At 73.8% G+C, this 21,507-nt stretch carries 18 protein-coding genes; 5 read left to right on the top strand and 13 right to left on the bottom strand.

What is annotated here, in order from left to right; translation table 11 throughout:
* Positions 1–113 precede the first annotated feature (113 nt).
* The 5 genes from HDA43_RS20775 to HDA43_RS20755 form a co-directional block, all read right to left on the bottom strand.
* Entirely contained in the window at positions 114–1,283 is a 1,170-nt protein-coding gene (locus tag HDA43_RS20775; RefSeq protein ID WP_218912648.1) for a GNAT family N-acetyltransferase, read from the bottom strand.
* 11 nt (positions 1,284–1,294) lie between these two features.
* On the bottom strand, positions 1,295–1,666 hold the full coding sequence (locus tag HDA43_RS20770) for a hypothetical protein (protein WP_179824237.1): 372 nt from the start codon (positions 1,664–1,666) through the stop codon (positions 1,295–1,297).
* Between the two features lie 170 nt (positions 1,667–1,836).
* Positions 1,837–3,588, bottom strand: coding sequence for a sigma-70 family RNA polymerase sigma factor (locus HDA43_RS20765; RefSeq protein ID WP_179824235.1), 1,752 nt, complete (start codon positions 3,586–3,588; stop codon positions 1,837–1,839).
* A 206-nt stretch (positions 3,589–3,794) separates the two neighbouring features.
* A complete protein-coding gene (locus tag HDA43_RS20760; protein WP_312873475.1) occupies positions 3,795–5,573 on the bottom strand; it encodes a substrate-binding domain-containing protein in 1,779 nt (592 codons plus the stop codon).
* Between the two features lie 327 nt (positions 5,574–5,900).
* Complete coding sequence (locus HDA43_RS20755) at positions 5,901–6,581, bottom strand: cation efflux transmembrane domain-containing protein (protein WP_179824233.1); 681 nt, start codon at positions 6,579–6,581, stop codon at positions 5,901–5,903.
* Between the two features lie 117 nt (positions 6,582–6,698).
* Between HDA43_RS20755 and HDA43_RS20750 the strand changes: the two genes are divergently transcribed.
* Positions 6,699–7,514 carry a TrmH family RNA methyltransferase gene (locus tag HDA43_RS20750; protein ID WP_179824231.1) on the top strand — a complete coding sequence of 272 codons (816 nt, stop codon included), beginning with the start codon at positions 6,699–6,701 and terminating at the stop codon, positions 7,512–7,514.
* Between the two features lie 63 nt (positions 7,515–7,577).
* Here HDA43_RS20750 and HDA43_RS20745 read toward each other — a convergent pair whose 3' ends face one another.
* On the bottom strand, positions 7,578–7,862 hold the full coding sequence (locus tag HDA43_RS20745; RefSeq protein ID WP_179824229.1) for a hypothetical protein: 285 nt from the start codon (positions 7,860–7,862) through the stop codon (positions 7,578–7,580).
* A 204-nt stretch (positions 7,863–8,066) separates the two neighbouring features.
* Positions 8,067–9,173 (bottom strand): NADH:flavin oxidoreductase/NADH oxidase, encoded by a 1,107-nt coding sequence (locus HDA43_RS20740; protein ID WP_179824227.1) that lies wholly within the window; start codon positions 9,171–9,173, stop codon positions 8,067–8,069.
* Positions 9,174–9,341: 168 nt separating this feature from the next.
* Between HDA43_RS20740 and HDA43_RS20735 the strand changes: the two genes are divergently transcribed.
* Positions 9,342–9,707, top strand: coding sequence for an ArsR/SmtB family transcription factor (locus HDA43_RS20735; RefSeq protein ID WP_179824225.1), 366 nt, complete (start codon positions 9,342–9,344; stop codon positions 9,705–9,707).
* 19 nt (positions 9,708–9,726) lie between these two features.
* Here HDA43_RS20735 and HDA43_RS20730 read toward each other — a convergent pair whose 3' ends face one another.
* The 5 genes from HDA43_RS20730 to HDA43_RS20710 all read right to left on the bottom strand — a co-directional run bounded on the left by HDA43_RS20730 (position 9,727) and on the right by HDA43_RS20710 (position 17,198).
* Positions 9,727–10,758 carry a D-alanyl-D-alanine carboxypeptidase family protein gene (locus HDA43_RS20730; RefSeq protein ID WP_179824223.1) on the bottom strand — a complete coding sequence of 344 codons (1,032 nt, stop codon included), beginning with the start codon at positions 10,756–10,758 and terminating at the stop codon, positions 9,727–9,729.
* Between the two features lie 159 nt (positions 10,759–10,917).
* The gene (locus HDA43_RS20725) at positions 10,918–11,454 is read right to left on the bottom strand and encodes a DedA family protein (RefSeq protein ID WP_179824221.1); all 537 of its coding nucleotides are present in this window, start codon (positions 11,452–11,454) and stop codon (positions 10,918–10,920) included.
* Positions 11,455–11,873: 419 nt separating this feature from the next.
* Positions 11,874–15,272 carry an ATP-binding protein gene (locus HDA43_RS20720; protein WP_312873474.1) on the bottom strand — a complete coding sequence of 1,133 codons (3,399 nt, stop codon included), beginning with the start codon at positions 15,270–15,272 and terminating at the stop codon, positions 11,874–11,876.
* Between the two features lie 38 nt (positions 15,273–15,310).
* On the bottom strand, positions 15,311–16,372 hold the full coding sequence (locus HDA43_RS20715; protein ID WP_179824219.1) for a lysylphosphatidylglycerol synthase transmembrane domain-containing protein: 1,062 nt from the start codon (positions 16,370–16,372) through the stop codon (positions 15,311–15,313).
* 34 nt (positions 16,373–16,406) lie between these two features.
* Positions 16,407–17,198 (bottom strand): PIG-L deacetylase family protein, encoded by a 792-nt coding sequence (locus HDA43_RS20710; RefSeq protein ID WP_179824217.1) that lies wholly within the window; start codon positions 17,196–17,198, stop codon positions 16,407–16,409.
* A gap of 115 nt (positions 17,199–17,313) precedes the next feature.
* Here HDA43_RS20710 and HDA43_RS20705 point away from each other — a divergent pair, with 115 nt between their 5' ends.
* Entirely contained in the window at positions 17,314–18,423 is a 1,110-nt protein-coding gene (locus HDA43_RS20705) for a glycosyltransferase family 4 protein (RefSeq protein WP_179824215.1), read from the top strand.
* Between the two features lie 153 nt (positions 18,424–18,576).
* Here HDA43_RS20705 and HDA43_RS20700 read toward each other — a convergent pair whose 3' ends face one another.
* Complete coding sequence (locus HDA43_RS20700; protein WP_179824213.1) at positions 18,577–18,963, bottom strand: DUF8711 family protein; 387 nt, start codon at positions 18,961–18,963, stop codon at positions 18,577–18,579.
* Between the two features lie 132 nt (positions 18,964–19,095).
* Here HDA43_RS20700 and HDA43_RS20695 point away from each other — a divergent pair, with 132 nt between their 5' ends.
* The gene (locus HDA43_RS20695) at positions 19,096–20,466 is read left to right on the top strand and encodes an APC family permease (protein WP_179824211.1); all 1,371 of its coding nucleotides are present in this window, start codon (positions 19,096–19,098) and stop codon (positions 20,464–20,466) included.
* A gap of 561 nt (positions 20,467–21,027) precedes the next feature.
* Entirely contained in the window at positions 21,028–21,399 is a 372-nt protein-coding gene (locus HDA43_RS20690) for an STAS domain-containing protein (RefSeq protein WP_179824210.1), read from the top strand.
* The last annotated feature ends 108 nt before the right edge of the window (positions 21,400–21,507 follow it).

Below are 21,507 nucleotides of genomic sequence, written 5' to 3'. Positions count from 1 at the left end.
CTTCCGCCCGCTCGCCCTCACTCGGGAAATGAGAACGGCGCGGCTTCGATAGAGGGAGCCTTGCGTTGGGGACAGGGACAGGGGCTGGAGGGGGGAAAAGGGGGCCGGGAGGTTCAGCGCGCCCGAGACGACTCCGGGGCGGGCCGTTCCGGCGCGGCGGATCGTTCCGGAGCGGCGGGCTGCGACGCGAGGCCGGCCTCCCGCGGGGCGGGGCGCGCCTGGAGGCTCGACCGTGCCCGGCCGTAGCTCTTGAGCACCCGGTCGGCCGCGCGGAACAGCGTGGGGTTCTCCACCACGACGGCGCGGAGCCGGTTCACCGGTACCCGGCGCAGCCACTGGGCGGCCGCGACGGGGGACGGCCGCGAGACGCGCGCCTCGGCGACCATGACGGAGCCGGTCTTGAGCCAGTCCTTGTACTCGCGCCCGCCCTTGCCCATGTCCACCTGCTCAAGGCCCGCCGCGGCGGCGTGCTCGGCCATGTGCAGGTGGTGCATGATCCCGGGCGAGTACCGCGCGTACTCGGGGTCGTAGGCGGGGAACCACCCGACGAGGGTGGTCTCCGTACGGAGGCCGAAGTGCCCGGCGACGGGAGTGTCACCGGCGTAGAGCATCGTCAGGACGCCGGCGAAGCCGTCCGACGGCCGGGCGTGCAGTTCCTCGACGAGCCGGACGATCCACGGCTGGGCGAAACGGTCCACGCGGCCGGTACGCCGGTACTGGTCGGACTTCCAGTCGAGCAGCGTGCGCAGCGTCGCGGGGTCGGCGGAGTCGTACTCGAAGCGGATCTCGCCCTGCTCGCGGCCGAGCTTGCGCTCCTTGTAGCGGACCGTCTTGTAGTTCTTGGCGGACTGGGCGCGCACCTGCTCGATGTAGGCGTCGAAGCCGCCGCGGAGATCCATGAGCGGGGCCGGCCGCACGTCCGTCTCGTACGGGGCGAACGTCGGCTGGCCCGGGACCAGGTACTCGAACTCGAGGGCCGAGATCCCGCAGCCCCGCAGCAGCTCGCGGGAGTCGAGCCGCAGGCCCGGTACGGAGATCAGCCCGTGGCAGGTGGTCAGGAAGCCGCCCAGCGGCCTGCCGACGCCCAGGCCGTGCCGCTCGTAGGGGAAGAACCCGGCGACGGTCCCGCCGTCCTCGATCACGGCGACCCGCACGTAGTCGCGCAGCCGGCCCATGGCCTGGGTGAACTCCACCGACAGGAAGGGGTTGTCGAGGCTGGGAGAGGCCTTCTGGAGCTCGCGCCACCGTGACGCCTCGGACTCCCCGAGATCCCTCGGACTCACGACGGTGATCTTCACTTCGACCCGGCCCCCTGTTCGGTCTGCAAGCGTGCGTTCTTCGGCTGCAGCAGGCGTAGTACGTAGATGAAGCCGCTGAGCACCGCGATCGTCGCCACTCCGGCGCGAGGCGACCATGCGTCAAGGATCAGCATCGAGGTGGCAAGGGAAACGTTCATGACCAGACTTGCCGCTACCCCGGTCGATATTGCCGCGAGAGGGTCACGATCACGCAACAGTCCTACCACGGCGACCCCGGGGGTAAGCAAAATGAACAAACCCGTCAATACCGGACGCAGCGGGGTGTCGAACCCCGTCAGCGCGATCACTGCGCCCGCGGCGCAGGCCGGCACCAGGATCCACCTGAGCACCACGCGGTGACCCGGCATCTCCTGGCTCCCCGATCCGATCTCGTCTTCGCACTCTTCTTCGCACGGTTGATCGCAACCTCATGTGACCAACCACTGCACCGCACGTCAATGCCGACGCCTGGCGGAAGTTTCCGGTTTACCGGATCGCAAAAGGAAGTGCCGAATCCAGTCGGCGGAAGGTCACGAGATCAGGTCGCCTCCGGCGCGGACGGGACGTCCGCGGAAGTGGCCGCCGAGGGGTCGGACGAGGGGACGGGCAGCGGGTCGCCCGGCGGGTCATCATCCTCCTGACCAGGCGCTTCCCAAGAAAGGGCACAGCCGAGGGTGCGGCCCGCGGCCCTGATGGAGACCCGGCCGGAACCGCTCTCGCTCGGATCGGCGGCTGTGACCCATATCACAGCTCTTCCACCGGCCGTCAACCGGCCCGAGGCGGGGCTGACGTCCAGCCCGCCGGAGGCGGACGCCGACCACGACAGCGCGCCGCCGCTCGCCGTCAGGAGAACCCGCCCCGCGCCCCTGCCGAGGTCCGCCGGGCACGTGACGACCGGCCGCCCGGCCGCCGGGGTCGCGGAGGCGCGGCGCGAGGGGCTGCGCCGGGGAGCGGGCCGCGGCGGGGCCGGCCGGGCCGGGCCGGCGGTCCGCGAGGGGGTGGGGACGGCAGGGGCGGACGTCCTGGACCCGCCGGCCCCGTCCTCTCCGTCCTCTCCGTCCTCCCCGTCCCCGGTCGGCTCCGGGGCCGCCGGCGCGGTCCCCCCGTCGTCCGCCGGGTCATCGGGCACCGGCTCGGAGGGGTCCGCCTCCGGTCCCGGCTCCAGGGAGATCACGGCGGGCTCCCCGGCGGGCGCGGCGCCACGTGGCGGGCCACCGGCGAAGCCGCCCCCGGTGACGGCCACCATCACCCCGGTCGCGGCCAGCACGCACGCCGCCGCCACGACCACCGGCTTCGCCCCCCGCGGGGCACGCCGCGCGGCCCCGGCCGGCCGGCCCGCGGCCCCATCCGCCCGGCCCGCGGTCTCACGTCCCCGGCCCGCCTTCGCGCGCCGCGCGCCCGCCGTACGGCGCCGCCCCCCGCGCTCCCCGGCGGTCACCGGGAACCCCGACCGGTCGAAGCGGCCGACCGGCCAGGCCGCGGCGGCCCGGGCGTCGCGCAGCTCCGGGTTCACGCAGGTCTCCACGACCCGGCGGCGCAGGGACAGCGGCGCGAAGGCCGCCGGCACCAGGTCGAGCAGCCGCTCGGCCGAGACGTGCCGGCCGCGCCGCTCCACGCAGACCTCGCATCGGCCGATGTGGCTCGACAGGCGCCTGCGCAGCATGGCCGGCAGCGGGCCCTCCAGCGAGTCCACCATGGCCGACAGGTCCGGGCAGTGCGCCCGGCCGACCTTGGCCAGCACCACCGCGGCGGCGGTGTTCTCCAGGTGGTCGCGGGCGCGGGCGAGCCGGGCGCCGGCCTGCCGGGAGCTCAGGCCCAGCACGGCGCCGGCCTCCGCCGCGTCGAGACCGTGCCGGACCGACAGCAGCAGCGCCTCGCGCTCCTGCCCGCCCAGCTCGGCCAGGGCCTCGTGCACCAGGAGGGCCAGCTCCCGCTCACCGGGGTCGTCGGGGAGGTCGCCGGGGTCCAGCACCGCGGTGCGGGCCGGCTCCCGCGGGGTCCGGGACCGCTCCGCGCACTCCACCCGGGTCAGCGCGTACAGCCACGGGCGCAGCCGTTCCGGCTCGCGCAGCAGGCCGACCCGCTCCCGGGCGGTGACCAGGGCGTCGTGCACGGCGTCGGCCGCGTCGCCGGCCGCGCCGTCACGGTCGCCCAGCAGCGAGCGGGCGTAGTCGTAGAGACGTTCGGCATAGGAGTCGTAGAGGCCCGCCGCCGCCGTCGCGTCGGCACGCCGGAGCTCCTCCACCAGTCGCTGATCGTCGGTTCGGCCCACGGCCGGCCATCCGGGCACGTACATTCCTCCCCGCGGGACGGGCTCGTTCGTTCACGGGCCACGCCCGAGACCCCATACGCGTAGGAGACGCCACCCCCGGGCGGCGGGTTGTCCTGATCGCCCCATCCCATGCCGACACGGCATGAACTGGTAAAACAGTGATTGATGGGGCTGTTGTGAATGCCTCGCGACGTCCGTCGCGGAGCCGTCCGGGACCGGAGGGCTCAGCAGTCCGGCAGGCAGGTGCGGCGCCGCATGCCCTCCAGGAAGAACGTGCGGACCTGGAGGATGTCCTTGGCGATGAACGCCTCGCCGCCGGTGGCCTTGGCCAGCGCGTCCATCCGGGCCTTGCCCCGGGCGGCGTCCGGCCCGAAGGCGATGAGCAGGATGCTGACCGGCTTGTCCGGGTCGTAGGTCTCGCGCAGGTATTTCAAGATCTCCGCGTCGGACAGGCCCCCGCCGGGGTCGTCGTCGCCCGCGCCGTCGGTCAGCACCAGAACCGTGTTGATCTTGTCGCTCCGGTACTCCTCGGTCATCTGCTCGTAGGCGGCCCGGAGCGTGTCGTTCAGCCCGGTGTCGCCGGTGGGCACGGCCCGGACCGCCGAGAGCCTCCGGGCCAGCAGGTCCTTGCGGAGCACGCCGTCGACGCGCTCGGCCAGCGGGCCGACCGGGACCGTCTTCCGGAAGTCCACCCCCGGGCCGTCGAGGTCCGTGGAGAACTCCCAGACGCCGATCTCGCTCTTGGGCGGGAACAGCCGCATGCCCTCGACGGCGATCCTGGAGATCACCTCCATCCGGTCGCGCCCGGTGCCGGGGACCGGCAGGGCCATCGTGCCGGAGACGTCCACCAGCGCCAGCAGCCGCGTGCCGAGGTTCAGCCGCGACCACGACCGCGTCATCCGCGCGATCTCCGCGGGACCGGGCGTCTCCAGCCGCCGGGGCGCCTCGGCCCTGAAACCGCCGGCGGCGGACAGCGCCGCGCCGGCCGTACCGTCCGGGGTGCGGAAACCCTGGCCGCGCAGCACCTCGCGGGCCGACTCGGTGCCGAACTCGGCGGCGAACGCCGCCGCCGCCCGGCGCACGGCCGGGTCGTCGCCGGTGACCACCATCGGGTAGTCCAGGTCGAGGGTCCCCTCGGCCGGGTAGAGCGGCACGACCGGGACCTCGGGCCCGCCCGCCGCGCCGAACGCCCACACGGCCTGCTCGGAGGCGACGCCCACGGGGGCGCGGCTGCCCCTGACGCCGAGGCTCGACAGCAGCGCCTCCGGGTCGCGGACCGCGGAACCGGACAGCGTCTTCAGCGCGCCGGCGAGCTGTTCCTGGCTCGTCCCGGCCGCCGTGGCCGCCCCGGAGGCGGCCAGGAGCGCGCCCAGCCCGGCCGCGTTGGCCGCGGGGTCGAGCGCGAGCACCCGCACCTTGCGGCCCGGCCCCTCGACGTTGGCGACGTTCGCGGCGTCGACCACGCCGTGCCAGCTCACCTCGCCGAGGTTCTTCCGCAGGTCGCCGACCACGGCCTCGGACGCCGCCAGGACGACGGGGGAGCGGGCGAGCGACGCGCCGGGGGCCGGCACGCCGGGGTTCCTCTCCCGCAGCCCGGTCACCCACAGCGACGAGTCGGGGATCCACACGTCCATCGCGCCCGGCGTGCCGGCGCCGTCCTCCAGCGCGGAGGCCACGGTCGCCGGCGCCTCCTTCGTCACCGCGACCTTGACGCAGCGGCCGCCGACGTCGTGCCGGGCCCTGGTGAAGCGCTCGGCGATCCGGGACACGGCCGGCGCGATGTCCGGCGAGGCGGTGACGCGCACCGCGACCTGCCCCCCGGTGCACCCCCGGTCCCGGTTGACGACCACGAAGGCGGCGACGCCCAGCAGTACGGCCAGCGCGACCGCGCCGGCCAGCGGGGCGAGCACCATGCCGGGCCGGGTACGGCGCCGCCTGGCCGGCCGGGGAGAGGGGGACGGATGGCCGTCGTCGAGTTCATCCGTCCGGTGGCGTCCGCCCACGATGCCCTCTCAGGGGTTCGAAGTCCGATGCTGGGCACGCTACGCCGATCCGCCCCGGCGACCGCGCCGGGCCCGTTCTTTCCGGGGATGCCGCCGTCCGGTGGCGTCCGGAGGCGTCCGCGCGGGCGGTCTCGCCACGCCGGGAGACCCGCCGCGCCGACCCGCCGGTACGGCGGGCACGACGTGCGGAACGCGCCTTGGCCGGTCACCTTATAGGCAGATGTCCAGCAATGTGCGGGGAACTGTACTGGGAACGACCGGTGCGACGAAACACCACTCGTGGTGCGGAGATCACGGCGTGTGCCGGGATGAGCCCTTCGCGGGTCCTCAGTGGTGGCAGCAGGCGTGCCCGCGCCAGGCCCGGCGGCCCTCGCGCACGGCGACCGCCGCCAGCAGCGTCGCCACGGCGGGATCGGCCCACCACCAGCCGGCCTCGTTCAGCGCCAGCCCCGCGAGCACCCCGGCGGCCAGCGCGGCGCACAGCAGGTTCTGGGTGCCCTCGCCCGAGGTGGCCGCCGAGCCCAGCCGCGCGCCGAGCCGCCGCTTGGCCAGCCCGAGCAGCGGCATGCTCACCAGGCTGACCGACGTCACCACCACGCCCAGCAGACTGGGCACGGCCCGGTGCCCCGCCTCCAGGTCGTGCGCCACATGGAGCACCAGGTAGGGGGCGAGCACCCAGAAGCTGACCGCCACCGCCCTGCGCGCCTTGACCTCGGCGTCCGCCGAGCGGGTGCGCGACCCGGTGAACCGCCAGACGACGATGAGGCTGGCCGCCGCCTCCACCAGCGACGACACCCCCCAGCCGATCAGCGCCAGCGAGTGGGAGCCCAGCCCGGCGGCCAGGCCGAGCACGCTCTCGACGCCCAGCCACGCCAGGGTCGCCAGCGACAGGAGCCGGGCCCGCCGGGCGTCGCGCAGCCACCCGTCTCCCGCCACCGGCTGTGACAGCACGACCTGGTCGGTCACGACGCCCCCGATCTCCGCGATGAAGCTCCCAGCAACATACATGTCACGGAGCGTCACGGAGGCGCGTACGCGAGGCTCCCGCCGGAACGCGGCGCGGCCCGCTCGCGGGGGAACGGACCGCCGGGTGGCGGCGCGGGGCCGTCGTGGCAGTATGCGAGGGTGATTGACGCCTCCGATCCCCGACTGGCCGACTACGCCAACCTGCGCGACGTCGAGCTGCGCAAGAGCCTGGAGGCCCGGCACGGCCTCTTCGTCGCCGAGGGGGAGAAGGTGATCCGCCGGGCCGTCGCCGCGGGCTATCCGGTGCGCTCGGTGCTGCTGACCCGCCGCTGGGTCGCCTCCCTCTCCGACGTGCTGGAGGGCCTCGGCGACCGGGTCCACGTGGTGGACGATGCCGTCATGGAGGAGGTCACCGGCTTCCCGGTGCACCGGGGCGCGCTGGCGGCCATGGAACGCAGGGAGCTGCCCTCCGTGGCCGGGGTCCTGGGGGGCCCGTCCGCCGAAGGGCCCCGCCGGGTCGTCGTCCTGGAGGACCTCGTCGACCACGGCAACGTCGGCGCGATCTTCCGGTGCGCCGCCGCGCTCGGCGTCGAGGCGGTGATCCTGTCGCCCCGCTGCGCCGACCCGCTCTACCGCAGGTCGGTGAAGGTCTCGATGGGGGCGGTGTTCGCGGTGCCGTACGCGCGGATGACCGACTGGTACGGCGGGCTGGCGGAGCTGCGCGCGGCCGGGTTCCGCACCCTGGCGCTGACCCCCGACCAGTCGGCCACGCCCCTGGACCGGGCCGTCATGACCGAGCGGGTGGCGCTCCTGCTGGGCTCGGAGGGTGACGGGCTCTCCTCGCGCTGGCTGCGCGAGGCCGACGAACCGGTCTGCATCCCGATGAGCCCGCGGGCGATGGACCTGGGCGTCGACTCCCTCAACGTGGTCGCCGCGGCCGCCATCGCCTGCCACGGCCTGATGCGCGGGCGCTGAGTCCCGGGGGTGGGGGTCCGCCCGTACGGCGGTCCGGGTGGGCCGCCGTACGGATGAATCCGGTCACCAGGACCAGCCACCCCAATCGTTCCAGTTGTTCCAGCGCCAGCCGCCGCCCCAGTTGCCCCAGTGGTTCCACCGGTGCCAGTGGTGGAACCGGTGGCAGCGGTGGCAGGGGTGGAACTGCAGGCCGGCGGTCCGCGTCGTGGCCGCCACGCTCTGCGAGACGGTCTGCGGCGCCGACGCCGGCGTCACCGTGGCTCCCGCCGGGCCGGCGAACAGGGTGCCGGCCAGCAGGCCCGCCCCCACGGCGCCGGCGACGGCCGGGGCAGTGATCTTCGTCCTCATGCGACCCTCCGGGTGAAAGTGAGGACAGGATTCGTCCTCGGGGTTCCCTGAGGAACAACACTGCCGGACAGGGATCGACCATTAAACCGCAAAGAACCTATGCTTCGGCAAAGGCCGTAAGGCGGGCATAAATAAGAAATAAATAAGCGTAAGGCATTATTTGGATATTAACGCCCTTGTATCGGAAATATGGGGAACTGTGGGTCAGACCGCCCGGTGGTACTGGTCCGGCCAGCGGGGCTCGGCCCCGAGCTCGCGGAGCTCGCGGGCGGCGAGGTTCGGCCAGTACGGCGTGCGCAGCAGCTCCCGGCCGAGCAGTACGGCATCGGCCTGGCCGGAGGCGATGATCTCCTCCGCCTGCCGGGGCTCGGTGATCTCCCCGACGGTCGCCACGGGCAGGTCCGTCTCGGCCCTCACCCGGGCGGCGAACGGCACCTGGTAGCCGGGGCCGGTCGGGATGCGCGCCCCGGGGGCGTTGCCGCCGGTCGAGGTGTCCAGCAGGTCGACGCCGTGGGAGAGCAGCTCCTTGGCCAGCCGTACGGTGTCGTCGGCGGTCCAGCCCTCGCGGTCGTCCTCGGGGTTCTCGGTCAGCCAGTCGGTCGCCGAGACGCGGAAGAGGACCGGCAGGTCCTCCGGCCACACCGCGCGCACGGCGTCCACGACCTCCAGGGCGAACCGGGTGCGGCCCTCGAACGAGCCGCCGTAGGCGTCGGTGCGGCGGTTGGTGTGCGGCGACAGGAACTCGTTGATCAGGTAGCCGTGCGCGCCGTGCACCTCCGCCACCTGGAAGCCGGCGGCCAGCGCCCGCCGGGCCGCGGCGGCGAACCCCTCGACGAGCCGTCCGATCTCCTCGACGCTCAGCGCCTCCGGGGTCGGGTGGCGGTCGGTGAAGGGCAGCGGGCTCGGCGCGACGGGCTGCCAGCCGTACCGGTCGGGGCCGACCGGACCGCCGCCGTGCCAGGTGGCGTCGGTGGACGCCTTGCGGCCGGCGTGCGCGAGCTGGATGCCGGGGACGGTCCCGTGCTCCTTCAGGAAGCGGGTGATGCGGGCGAACCCCTCCACCTGGCGGTCGTTCCAGATGCCGAGGTCGAAGGGGGAGATGCGGCCCTCGGGCGCGACGGCCGTGGCCTCGGTGAGGATCAGGCCGGTCCCGCCCACCGCCCGGGCGGCCAGGTGCGAGAAGTGCCAGTCGTGCGGAACGCCCTGCTCGGGGCCCTCGGCCTCCGCCGAGTACTGGCACATCGGCGCCATCCAGACGCGGTTGGGGATCGTCAGCCCCCGCAGGGTGAGGGGTTCGAACAGCGCGCTCACGGCCTTGCTCCTTCGTCGTTGTGCGGGATCGCCCCGCTCCGGGCACTCCGTGCCGGGAGCGGGGGTCTCGCCGTCCGGGCACCCTTGTACGATAAACCTCGTAGTACGAGGTATGTCAAACTACGATGCTTCTCGTACAATCGGGTGATCCCGAGGGAAGGAGTCGTCATGCGGGTCACGTCCGACAGGGCTCTCGATCACCCCCGCCGCGAGGACATCCGGCTGGAGGCCGTGCTGCACGCGCTGTCCGACCCGATGCGGCTGCGGGTGGTGGCCTTCCTGTCCGGGGTGGACGACGAGGGCGCCCCGTGCTCGGCGATCGACCTGGTGGTCAGCAAGTCGACCAGCACCCACCACTTCCGGGTGCTCCGCGAGGCCGGGGTGATCAGCCAGGTCTACCGCGGCACCGCGAAGATGAACGCGCTGCGCCGCCGCGACCTCGACGAGCTCTTCCCCGGCCTGCTCGACGCCGTGCTGCACGCCCGCGCCGCGCAGCGCCGTCGCGAGGGCGACGCCGAGCCCGTGCCCTTCTGAGACCCGCGCGGACGCGCCCTCAGAGGTTCCGGACGACCCCGGCGCCCAGGTCCGGCGGCTCCGCGGCCTGCCCGGCCGCCCAGTCCAGCAGCCGGTCGGCGCTCCTGAACCGCCGGTCGGAGCTCGACTCGCCCAGGACGACGCCGATCAGCAGGCGGCCGTCGCGGTCGGCGGCGAACGACAGGCAGTACCCGGCGGCCCGGGTGTAGCCGGTCTTGACGCCCAGCGCCCCGGGGGTCTTGCCGAGCAGTTTGTTGCTGTTGGTCCAGGTGTGCGCCCGGTGCAGCTTCGACGCCCGCACGACGTGGCGCCTGGTGGAGGCGATGGTCCGCAGCACCGGGTCGTTCAGCGCCACCCGGGCCAGCTTGGCCTGGTCGATGGCGGTGGAGTAGCCGCCGCCCGGCTCGGGCAGCCCGTCGGGGTTGGCGTAGCGGGTCAGCGACAGGCCGAGGGCGCGCGCGGCGGCGTTCATCCTGGCCGTGAAACGGGCGGCGCCCGGCCCGTAGACGCGGGCCAGGGCGTGGGAGGCGTCCGCCCCCGAGGGGAGCATCACGCCGTAGAGCAGGTCCCTGACGGTCAGGCGCTCACCGGCCCGCAGCCCCGCCGAGGTCGCGTCGTTGGCCCGTGCGTGCCGCACGTCCGAGGCGTCGATCCTGACGACGGCGTCGAGGCTCGCCTGCCGCAGCACGACGTAGGCGGTCATGACCTTGGTCAGGCTGGCGACCGGCAGCCGCCTGCCCGCCTGCTTGCCGAAGTAGGCCGTCCCGGTGGCCGCGTCGAAGAGGTAGGCGGCCTTTCCGGTGATCGCCGGCGCGGCGCGGTCGGCGACCGGCCGGGCCACCGCGCCCGCGAGCCCGTCCGTCCCGGTGAGCCGGGCCGGTACGGCGGGGCCCGCCGTACCGGGGACGCCGGTGACCGTCGGCGCGGTCCACCCGGCCCGCGCGGCGGCGGGCGCCGGGTGGGCGTGGGCGGGCGCGGACAGGCCGGTGCCGAAGACGGCAAGGGCGGCAAGGACGGCGCACGCGCCGAGGCGGATTCCCCCGATCTGCATGGGATCATGGTGACAGAACCGGCCGCCGGCACACGACCCTTGACCGGTTTCCGGGTGAGATGTCGCCCCGGCGGCCCCTGCGGGCTCGGTGTTCCCCGGCGTTCTCCCCGCGAAGTCCCGGTGTTCTTTCCCGCGGAGTCACCGGGCCCGGCGGCGATCTCAGGCGGTGGTCAGGGTGTCCTCGGGGCGCCGCTCGGCCTCGCGGCGACGGCGACGGCGGCGCCGCAGGACGGCGACGGCGGCGACGGCCACGACCGCGACCACGACCGCCAGCGCGGGCGACCGCGCGGCCAGCCGCAGCCAGCCCCAGATCACCGAGTACAGGCCGAAGGACGTCACCGGCACCCAGGTCAGGCAGCCGAGCGCGCTGGCCACGACGTACCAGGGGTAGGAGATCCGCAGCACCCCGGCGGTCCAGGGCAGCGTGTGCCGCAGCCCGGGGACCCAGAAGCAGCCGTAGACGGCGAGCGCCCCCCATCTCCGGACGGCGTTCTCCACCCGGCGGATGTTGTCCTGGCCGAGCCTGCGGCCCAGCCGGGAGGCGTAGAGCCGGGAGCCGAGACGGTGGCCCACCCAGTAGTAGACCTGGAACGCCCCGAACAGCCCGATGCCGCCGAGCACGACCCACAGCCACAGTGGCAGGCCCCACAGCGCCGCGGAGGTGGGGTCGGGGATGCCCGCCGCCGGAGATCGCACCGGTGAACACCGCCTCGCGCTTGAATCGTCGGCACATGCCGGATGTGTCGGATATTAGGTCAGGCTTACCTGTTCGATACTACGGACCCCCTGCAAGTGAGCGTCAACTAAAGATCAACCGGCCGGGCGTACACCTGACACGAAGAGGGGAAGGTGTGCGGTCATGGGTCCGCGGAGCGGATGGGTCACGGTGCTGGCGAGCGGAACCGCGAGCGTCACGAGACTGCTGGTGGCGAGCCTCGCCTTCGCCGGAGCCTACGCCGGCACGACCGTCACGACCGTGGAGCACGCCGGTCCCGCACCGGGCGCGGCGGCCCGCCACGCCGGCTCCGCTCCGGACACGGCGGCCCGTCAGGCCCGCTCCGGCCCGGGCGCGGCGGCCGTCACCACGGACGGGCGTCCGGAGCGGATCTGCCGGGTCAGCCGCCGAGCGACCGCTGCGCCGCCTCGATCCAGCGGGTCACCCCGACCCGCCGCGCCACCGCGAGCGCCTTCTCGTAGTGCGGCCGGACCGCGTCGGTGAAACCGAGCCGCAGCGCCAGGTCGCCGAGCGTCAGCGCCACCGGCCACAGCGCCACCACGCCGGTGCCGGCCCCCGCGATCCGCTCGGAGAACGGCTTGAGCGTGTCGTACGCCTCGGTCATCCGCTCCCGGTCGTCCAGCAGCATGCCCGCCAGCGCCCGCCAGATCATCGCCAGCTCGTAGAGGAAGTCGGGCCGCACCGGCGTCTTCACCGCGATGACCGCCCTGGCGTCGAGGGGGTGCCCGGCCGAGGCCAGCGCCACCGCGTAGGCGTCGGTGGTCCACTTGGCCCCGCGCCGGTGGGCCTCGGCCAGGGACTCCACCATCTCGGCGGCCCGGCCGTTCACCAGGCGCAGGCAGAACGCGGTGATCAGCGGCAGGTCCTGGCGGCCCTCCAGCATCCCGGCCCGCGCGGTCAGCCGCGCCGCGTCGCGGTAGGCGCGCTCCGCGCCCGCGAAATCACCGGCGATCATCAGGCGCTGCCCGGCGTACCAGGCGCCCACGGCGGCCGGGGCGGGCAGGCCGTACCGCCTGGCCAGTCGCTCGGCGGCGGCGACGTGCGCGTCGGCCTCGGCGAACGCGCCCTGCGCCGCGGCGCACTCCATCAGCACCAGGTGGGCCAGGGCCTGGACCGAGACCTGCCCGCTCGCCTCGCCGACCTCCAGCAACTCCCGGCCGATGACCTCGCGCTCACCGACCGGGGTGATGCCGTAGGACTGGCGCAGCCGTCCGCTCAGCGCGGTCGCCAGCAGCGCCGGGTCGCCGGTCCGCCGGGCCAGCTCCTCGGCCTCCAGCGACGCCTGCTCGCCGCGCGACGTGGCCGAGCCCTCCAGCTCCAGCGCGAGCGTGGCCAGCAGGCTCGCCCGCAGCGACTGCTCGGCGGCCGGCAGCTCCACCAGCGCCTGCTCGGCGACGTCGACGATCTCCCACGCGGTGCGGGTGAAGTCGCGGGCCATGCCCTTGTGCGGTACGGCCAGCGAGGCCGCCACCCGGGCGGTGAGCTCCAGGTCGCCCAGCGGCCGGGCCGCGTCCATCGCCTCGCGCCGCCGCCTGCGGGCCGCCGCCATGTCCCCGCACAGCGCCAGCGCCTTGATCAGGTTCAGGGTGAGCAGCAGCCGCTCGCGGGTGGTCTCGGGGGTGTGGGCCGCGCCGGAACGGTCGAAGGCGGCCACGGCCCGCTCCCACAGCGTGGCGGCCTCGCGGTGGGCGAAGCGGCGCTCGGCCTGCGCGGCGGCGAGCCGGGCGTAGTGGACCGCCTTGCCCGCCGTCTCGGCGGTGCCCGCCGCGTCGTAGTGGTGGGCCAGTGCAGCCACGTCGCCGGGGTTCCTGCGCTCGATCACCGCGGCCACCGCGGCGTGCAGCCGGGAACGGCGCAGCCGGGAGGCGTCGGAGTAGATCGTGTCGCGGACCAGGTCGTGGTCGAACCGCAGCAGGCCGGGCCCCGGCTCGGTGACCAGCCCGGCCAGCAGCGCCGCCTCCACCGCGTCCACCACGGCGTCCTCGTCGCCCGCGACGTCCACCAGCACGTCGACGTCGACGTCGCGGCCGATCACCGCGGCCTGCAGCAGGATCTGCTGGGCCGCGGCGGGCAGCCGGGAGATCCGCCGCCGCAGCACGTCGCGCACCCCGGACGGCACGCCGGAGAGCACCTCGGCGGCCGTCGCGCGGTCGCGCGTCGCCTCGGCGTCGAGCAGACGGACGGTCTCCCGGACGAAGAAGGGGTTGCCGCCGGTCCGCTCGGCGATGGTGCCGACCGCGTCCTCGTCGACCTCGCGCACGCAGGTCGCCCGGACCAGCTCGGCGACGGCCTCGGCGTCGAGACCGTCCAGGCCGACCCGGACCGGTCCAAGCCGGGCCAGCGCGGCCAGCACGTCGGCCTGCTGGTCGCTCAGCTCGCTGTCGCGGCAGGTCACCACCAGCAGCACGCGGCTGGTGGACAGCAGGCTCGGCAGCGCGCGCAGCAGCGCCAGGGTCTGGTCGTCGGCCCAGTGCAGGTCTTCCAGCGTCAGCAGGATCGGCGTCGCGCGGGCGGCGGCGGCGATGTAGCCGCCCACCGCCCGGTGCAGCCGGAAACCCCCGGACGCCTGGTCGTCGTCCGGCTCGGGAGCCGCGTCGTCCAGCAGCGGGGCGAGCAACTGGGCGTACTCGCCGGGGCCGGCCGAGTCCACCAGGGTCCGCAGGATCTCCACCCACGCCCAGCCCGGCGGGGTGGCGCTGCTGTCGGGGCAGGCGCCGGAGGCGGCGACCCAGCCGTCGGCGGCGAGCCGCGCGGCCAGCCGGCGGACCAGCGTGGTCTTGCCGGCGCCCGCGTCGCCGCCGACCAGCGAGACGGTGAAGCGGGCGGTCCGGGCGGCGGCCGCGGTCAGCCGGCCCAGCTCGGCGTCCCGGCCGACGAACGGCTCGGTCTCCAGCGGCGGCGGCTCCACCACGCCCGCCGTACCGCCCGCGCCCGCCGCGGGCCTGGGCGGCCAGGTGTCGGCCGGGACCGCGGCGCGCTGCCGGGCGACCGGCACGGCCAGCTCCAGCCCGGGGTCCTGGGCGAGGATGTCGGACTCCAGCTTGCGCAGCGCCGGGCCGGGGTCGATGCCCAGCTCGTCGGCGAGGATCGCGCGGGCCCGGCGCAGCGCGGCGAGCGCGTCGCCCTGCCGCCCGCAGCGGTACAGGCCCAGGGCCAGCAGCCGCCAGCCCTCCTCGCGCAGTGGGTGCCGCGCGGTCAGCGCCTCCAGGTCGGGCACCGACTCGGCGGGCATGCCCAGGCGCAGGCCGCTGTCGGCGTGCCGTTCCAGCGCCACCAGGCGCAGCTCGGCCAGCCGGTTGACCTCGGCCTCGGCCCACGGCTGGTCGGCGAAGTCGGAATAGGGCGTGCCGCGCCACAGCCCCAGCGCCTTCGCGAGGCGGGCCCGGGCCGAGACGGGGTCGTCGCCCTCCAGCTGCTCCCCGGCGGTGCGGACCAGCGCCTCGAACCGCAGGGCGTCCACCTGGTCGGGGCCGGCCCGCAGGGCGTATCCCGAGGCGACGGTCACCAGCAGCCGGTTGGGGCCCCCGCGCGGGCGGCCGGGCTCCAGGACCCGCCGCAGCCTGGAGACGTACACCTGGAGGTTGGCCTGGGCGCCGCGGGCGCCGTCGTCGTCCCACAGGTCGTACAGCAGCGAGTCGACCGGGACGACCTGCCCGCGCGCCACGAGCAGCCGGGCGAGGACGGCGCGCTGGCGCAGCCCACCCAGGTCGAGCTCGTCATCATCCGAATGCGCCTCGACCGGCCCGAGAACCCGGAACGCCACCATGTCAGGCGCCACGCTATGCGTGCCTTCGAATCGCGCACAAGGTTTTTCTCCTAACGGCGGACCGGCTCCTCCTCGCGGGCCGGGGCGGCGTTGTCACGCCGGCGCAGGAGCGCCCACGCGCCGAGCGCCAGGCCGCCGAAGGGGATTTCGACAGTGTAGGTCCAGAACCCGAAGAGCAGGGCGGCGGCGGTCGCCGAATCGACCGGGGCGCCGAAGAAGACCAGCGCGCCGACGGTGCCGGCCTCCATGATCCCGGCCCCGCTCGGGGTCACCAGGGCGGTGGTCAGCACCCTGGACAGGGCGAACGCGGCGACCGACTGGGCCAGCCCGGTGTAGGCGCCGGTCGCCTGCAGGCAGCAGACCAGGATCAGCCACTGCAGCGCGAGAAAGGAGATCATGCCCAGCGTCAGCCCGGACCAGCGGCGCCGGACGATCTCGGAGGTGTCGGCGCGCAGCTTCTCCAGCGCCTGCGACAGCCCGTGCCGGTCGGGCCGGATCCTCGCCGGGAGCAGCCGGGCCAGGGCGTCGAGGGCGCGGCCGAGCAGGGCCGCGGCGCGGTCCCAGTAGAGGGCGGCGGTCACCACGGCGACCAGGGCGAGGATGGACAGCACGCCCGCCCAGGCCGCGCCGGTCACGGCGGGGTTGAGGTCCTGGTCGCTGAACAGCAGCGCCACGATGCCCACGGCGGGCAGGATGAACCGGAAGAGGGTGTTCCAGATGCCGCTGACCAGGGTGGAGACCACGACGGCCCGGAGCGGGAAGCCCCAGCCCTTGGTCATCGCGAGGGTCATCGCGACCCCGGCGGCGCCGCCGAACGGCAGCAGGTTGCTCACCGCGCTGCCGCCCGCGTTGAGCGTCAGCGCCTGAAGGTGGGTCAGCTTCGGCAGGGAGGCGGTCAGCACGAACGTGTAGGCCAGCAGGCTCGCCAGCCAGACGGCGGTCATCAGCGCGACCGTCTGCCAGCTCAGCTTGGCGAACTGGGCGCCGATCGTCGACCAGGAGACGTGCTCACCCGTCATCGCCTGCAGGATCTCCGGCAGGAAGAGCACCAGCGTGGCGGCCAGCGCCAGCGACACCGCCGACAATCCGATCTGGACCCACTTGTTCTTCATCACACCCCCATGAACCAGTCTGCCGGTTCGGGGCTCATCCTTTCGAAGGAACTTCGAAGGGATGCCTCAACCTCGTGCCCGACGGCAGGCCGCGCTGAACGTACCACTCCGTGCCGAAGATGAGCCGGTAGAGGGGCCGGGGGACCTTGAGCATCACGCCCAGCGTGCGGGTGTCGGCCCCGGTGGCCTGGGAGGCGTGGGCGGCCATGCTGGCCCGCTTCTGGCGGGCGAAGCGCCGCACGGCCACCCGGTGGGTGATCGCCTCGCCGGGGGAGTAGGCGCGCTCGAAGGCGCGGATGTCGAGCTGCGGGTAGAAGCGGCTGATCAGGCGGATGCCCCTGAGCAGCGGGTCGCGGTTGACCGTGGCCTCCAGCACGATCGGGGTGCCGGCGATCTCCGCGGCCCGGGTGCCGACCCGGTGCACCTGGACGTGGTCGGGGTGACCGTAGCCCCCTGCCGGGTCGTAGGTCGTCAGCAGGTGGGCGTCCTCCTCGGTGAGGATCGCCGCGAGCCGCCGGGCGGCCTCCTCGGTGTCGGCGTCGATGAACGCGTTGTCCGGGCGGTCGTCGGCGATCCCGCCGCCGGGCGCCAGCCCGGAGTCGCCGTACCCGAGGTTCACCACGCGGGCGCAGCCCAGCGCCGCCGCCGACCTGTACAGCTCCGCGACCCGCGCCGCGCCCAGCGCCTCACCCGGCTCCAGGTCGGCCTGGCCCCGCTCGCCGGAGGTCGCCACCACGAGGACCACCCGGTGCCCCTCGGCCGCGAGCATGGCCATGGTCCCCGCGGTCAGCAGGGCCTCGTCATCGGGATGGGCATGGAAGAACACGGCTGTCCTGACGGTCTTGATCGCCTTCACTCCGTTCGCGCGGTCCGTCTCCCGCTCATGGGGCCTCCCCAGACGGGCACGCAGGCATGATCTCACGCGGGGATACGCTGGCACGGTGAGGATCCTCCACGTCAGCGATTGTTACCTGCCGCGCCTGGGCGGGATCGAGGTCCAGGTCGCCGATCTGATCCGGTCGCAGCGCGAGGCGGGCCACGACGTCGAGGTGGCGACCGCCACGCCGGGCGACCCCCTGCCGGGGGTGCACCGGATCGTCGCGGGGCTGCCCTTCGACCTGCCGGTCCACCCGTTCGGGGTGGGGCACCTGCTGCGGCTGATGAGGGCCCGGCGGCCCGACGTGGTCCACGTGCACACCGGCGCGGTCTCGCCGTTCGCCTGGATGGGCGTCCGCGCGGCCGTCCGCCTGGGGCTGCCCACCGTGGTGACCGTGCACAGCATGTGGGACCCGGTCACCCGCGCCGTCTACACCGGCCTGCGGCTGGCGTTCGAGTGGCACCGCTGGGGGCTGGTGGGCACCACGGTGAGCGAGGCGGCGGCCCGGCCGATCCGCGCGGTGGCCGGCCGGGGCGTGCCGGTGCACGTCGTCTCCAACGGCCTGGACGTCTCCGGCTGGCGCGCCACCGGCCCGGCCCGGCACGTGCCCGGCGGCGAGCCGGTGCACGTCGTCGCGGTGGGGCGGCTGGCGCCCCGCAAGCAGCCGGTCCGGCTGCTGCGGCTGCTGAAGGAGGCCAGGGCGCAGGTCCCGGGGGACACGCCGATGCGGGCCACGATCGTCGGGGACGGCCCGGCGCGCGCCCAGATGGAGCGTTACCTGAGGTCCAACGGCATGGCCGGATGGGTGTCGCTGCCCGGCCGCTACGACCGCGACCGGATCCGCGAGCTGCTCACCACCGCGGACGTGTTCGTCGCCCCGGCGCCCCGCGAGTCGTTCGGGCTGGCGGCGCTGGAGGCCAGGGCGGCGGGCGTACCGGTGGTCGCGCGGGCGCAGAGCGGGGTGGCCGACTTCGTGCGGCCCGGCAAGGAGGGGCTGCTGGGCAGGAGCTTCGACGGCCTGGTCGCGGCGGTGGCCAGGCTGGTGCGCGACCGCGAGCTGCGCGAGGCGATCGCGGCGCACAACCGTGCGACCGAGCCGGTCCGCAGCTCCTGGCCGGCCGTGCTGGAGGGCTTCGACCGCTGCTACGAGCAGGCGCGGGGGCCGCGGGGCTGAGCCGTACGCGCCGTACGGCTCAGCCCCGCGGCACGTACGGCGCGCGGCCGGTGCGGTGCGTGGCCGGTTACGGCCCGGCCGCTCGGGTCGGCCGGGTCGTACGGCGGCGCGCCTCCTCGGGGAGCTCGGGGAGAGGGGGAGGCGCGGCGCGCGTCAGGAGCAGGCGGTGGTGAGCTTGACGCCGGCCTCCGAGATCTTCGTGGTGAAGCTCTGGACGGCGGTGACGGAGGCCTTCGAGTCGCCGGTGTCGAGCTTGAGGGCGCCGAAGGCCGCGGACAGGTCGTTGAGCGCCGAGGCGAGGTCGCCGTCGGCCTTGGCGGCCATGGCCTTGAAGTTCGCGGCGTACTTCTCGTTCACCGCGTTCATCTTCTCCGTGTCCAGGCCGGCACCCGCGAAGTCGGTCTGGAAGCCGGTCATGACCTTCTGCGCGTCGGCGCACATCGCCGCGTCGCCGGATCCGCCGCAGGCGGCGGACAGGGAGAGGAGGACGGCTCCCGCGACGGTGGCGGCGACACGGCGGGAGGTGAGGACGGAAACCACTTTTTGCCTTTCTTTGCCTTTTGTGACAGGTGCACCTTAGAGGGCTGTCCTCAAAGGCACTTCATGGTTGCCGAAAAAAGCGGCCGGTGTGACCGAGCGTGATTCCGTCTCGACTTCGGGTAAGGCAGCCGCATGGCTGAGGCTGTCGTCGGGTCCGAAACCGGTAAGCAATCGTTGAAGCGGGTCATCGGGCGCAAGGTGCTGTTGATGTTCGTGGTCGGGGACATCCTCGGCGCGGGGATATACGCCCTGGTCGGGAAGGTGGCCGGCTACGTCGGCGGGGCGCTGTGGCTGCCCTTCCTCGTCGCCTTCGTGCTCGCCGCCCTCACCGCCACGGCCTACGCCGAGCTGGTCGGCAAGTATCCCCGGGCGGCCGGCGCGGCGCTGTACGCCAACAAGGCGTTCGGCGTCCCCTTCGTCACGTTCATGGTGGCGTTCGCCGTGCTGATGAGCGGGATCACCTCGGCGAGCGCGGCGGCCCGCGCCTTCGGCGGCAACTACCTGGGCGAGTTCGTCACGCTGCCGGCCGTCGTCGGCGCGCTGATCTTCCTCGGCCTGGTCACGCTGGTGAACTTCGCCGGCATCTCCGAGTCGGTCCGGGTCAACGTGGTCCTGACGATCATCGAGGCGTTCGGCCTGCTGGTCATCGTCGCGATCGGGATCTACGCGCTGGTCTCCGGCGAGGGCGAGCCCGCCAGGGCCGTGCAGTTCCATCCGGTCAACGGCGCGTTCCTCGGCGTCCTCGGCGGCACGGCCCTCGCCTTCTACTCGCTGCTCGGCTTCGAGGACTCGGTCAACCTCGCCGAGGAGTGCCGCGACCCCCAGCGGGACTTCCCCCGGGCGCTGTTCGGCGGCATCACCGTGGCCGCGCTGATCTACATGGCCGTCGCCTTCACCGCGACCATGCTGGTGGACACCAGGACCCTGACCGGGTCCACCGGGCCGCTCCTGGAGGTGGTCAAGGTCGCGGGCCTGGCGTTCCCGCCGAAACTGTTCGCGCTCATCGCCCTGCTGGCCGTGGGCAACACCGCCCTGATCAACATGCTCATGGCCTCGCGCCTGGTGTACGGCATGGCCCGCGAGGGCATCGTGCCGGGCGTTTTCGCGGCCGTCCACCACCGCAGGTCCACCCCGTGGGTGGCCATCCTGTTCACCCTGGGCATCGCGGTGGCGCTGGTGATCACCGGTGACGTGAGCGGCCTGGCGGACACCACCGTTCTCCTGCTGCTGTGTGTGTTCGCGCTGGTCAACGTGGCCGTGCTGGTCCTGCGCAAGGACCCGGTGGAGCACGGGCACTACCGGGCCCCGAGCTGGATGCCCGTCCTGGGCGCGGTGGTCTGCGTGGTGCTGGCGCTGCCCGTCACGGGCCGCGAAGGCGAGGTCTACCTTCGTGCGGGCGTGCTCCTGGTCGTGGGCGTGGTCCTGTGGTTCGCCAACCGGGTGTTCCTGCGGGCGAAGGGCGGGCGGCGCGGGAGGTCGTCAGAAAGGGAGCCTTCGGCCTGAGGGCGTGCGCAGGTCGAGAGGGGCGGGCGTACGAGGCGGACGGGGCTTCTGGACGATTCGTACCCTTTTCATCTCCGACTCCCTTTTAGGTGGAGTTTCGGAGAGACTACGCCAACGTCTCGGGAATTTCGCCCCCTTTGTTCACATAATGAGACGCCGCAGTTCGCGGCGGCCTTCGTCCGCTCGCCTCGCGGTCGCGTCGCGCGGTCCGGCCGCCCCCGGCTCTCCGGTGCGCCGCCCTCACGGGGGACTCACGGCGCACACCCGCTTCTCCGGCGGGCCCTCTGCGCGCGGCGGTTCCCCGGCTCCCCGCCGGAAGACCGCGGTCCGGATCCTGAATACTCCCGTCGCCGGGGGGCACCTGTCACCCGAAGGGGATTGACAGACGTCGTAGAAGGGGAAACCCGGCCGGGATCCGCGGACGCTCCACACCACGGGCGCACGCGGGGATCGGGTGGAGGCGCCGGACGCCGAAGGGCGCCGGACCGCCGTGCCGCCGGGATGGTCCGCTCCGTATGAGACAGTTGCATGGCTGAGAACGGCCGCTGTAGAAGGTTGATCATGTTCGTGGGTAATGAGCCGGAGCCCAGTTTCACGGCGACGTCAGGACTGCACGGTTCGACGATCGTCGTGCAGGCCAGCGGCGAACTGGATCATTACCACACGCCGATCCTGCGGGCCGAGCTGAGCAAGGTCTGGCGCGCCGCGCCGTCGAAGACCATCATCCTCGACCTGTCCGCCCTGACCTTCTGCGACTCCTCCGGCATCGGCGAGTTGCTCCAGGCGCGGCACAACGGCCAGATCAGGGGGTTCCGGCTCATCCTCACCGGTATCCAGGGCAACCTGGCCCGGCGGCTCAACCTCGCCGGGCTCACCCAGGTCTTCGAGATCTTCCCCTCGGTCACCGAGGCCCTGGAGGCCACCGCCTGCTGACCCCGCCCGGCCGCCGCACGACGGGTTCCGGCGATCAGGCGAGGGGCTCGAACGGGCCGACCACCGACATCCCTGTCCGGTCCGTCTGGACACGGAGCAGCCGAACCC

Source organism: Streptosporangium sandarakinum, from assembly GCF_013409935.1.
GTDB lineage: Bacteria > Actinomycetota > Actinomycetes > Streptosporangiales > Streptosporangiaceae > Streptosporangium > Streptosporangium nondiastaticum.
This window is presented reverse-complemented; position numbering and strand designations above follow the sequence as displayed.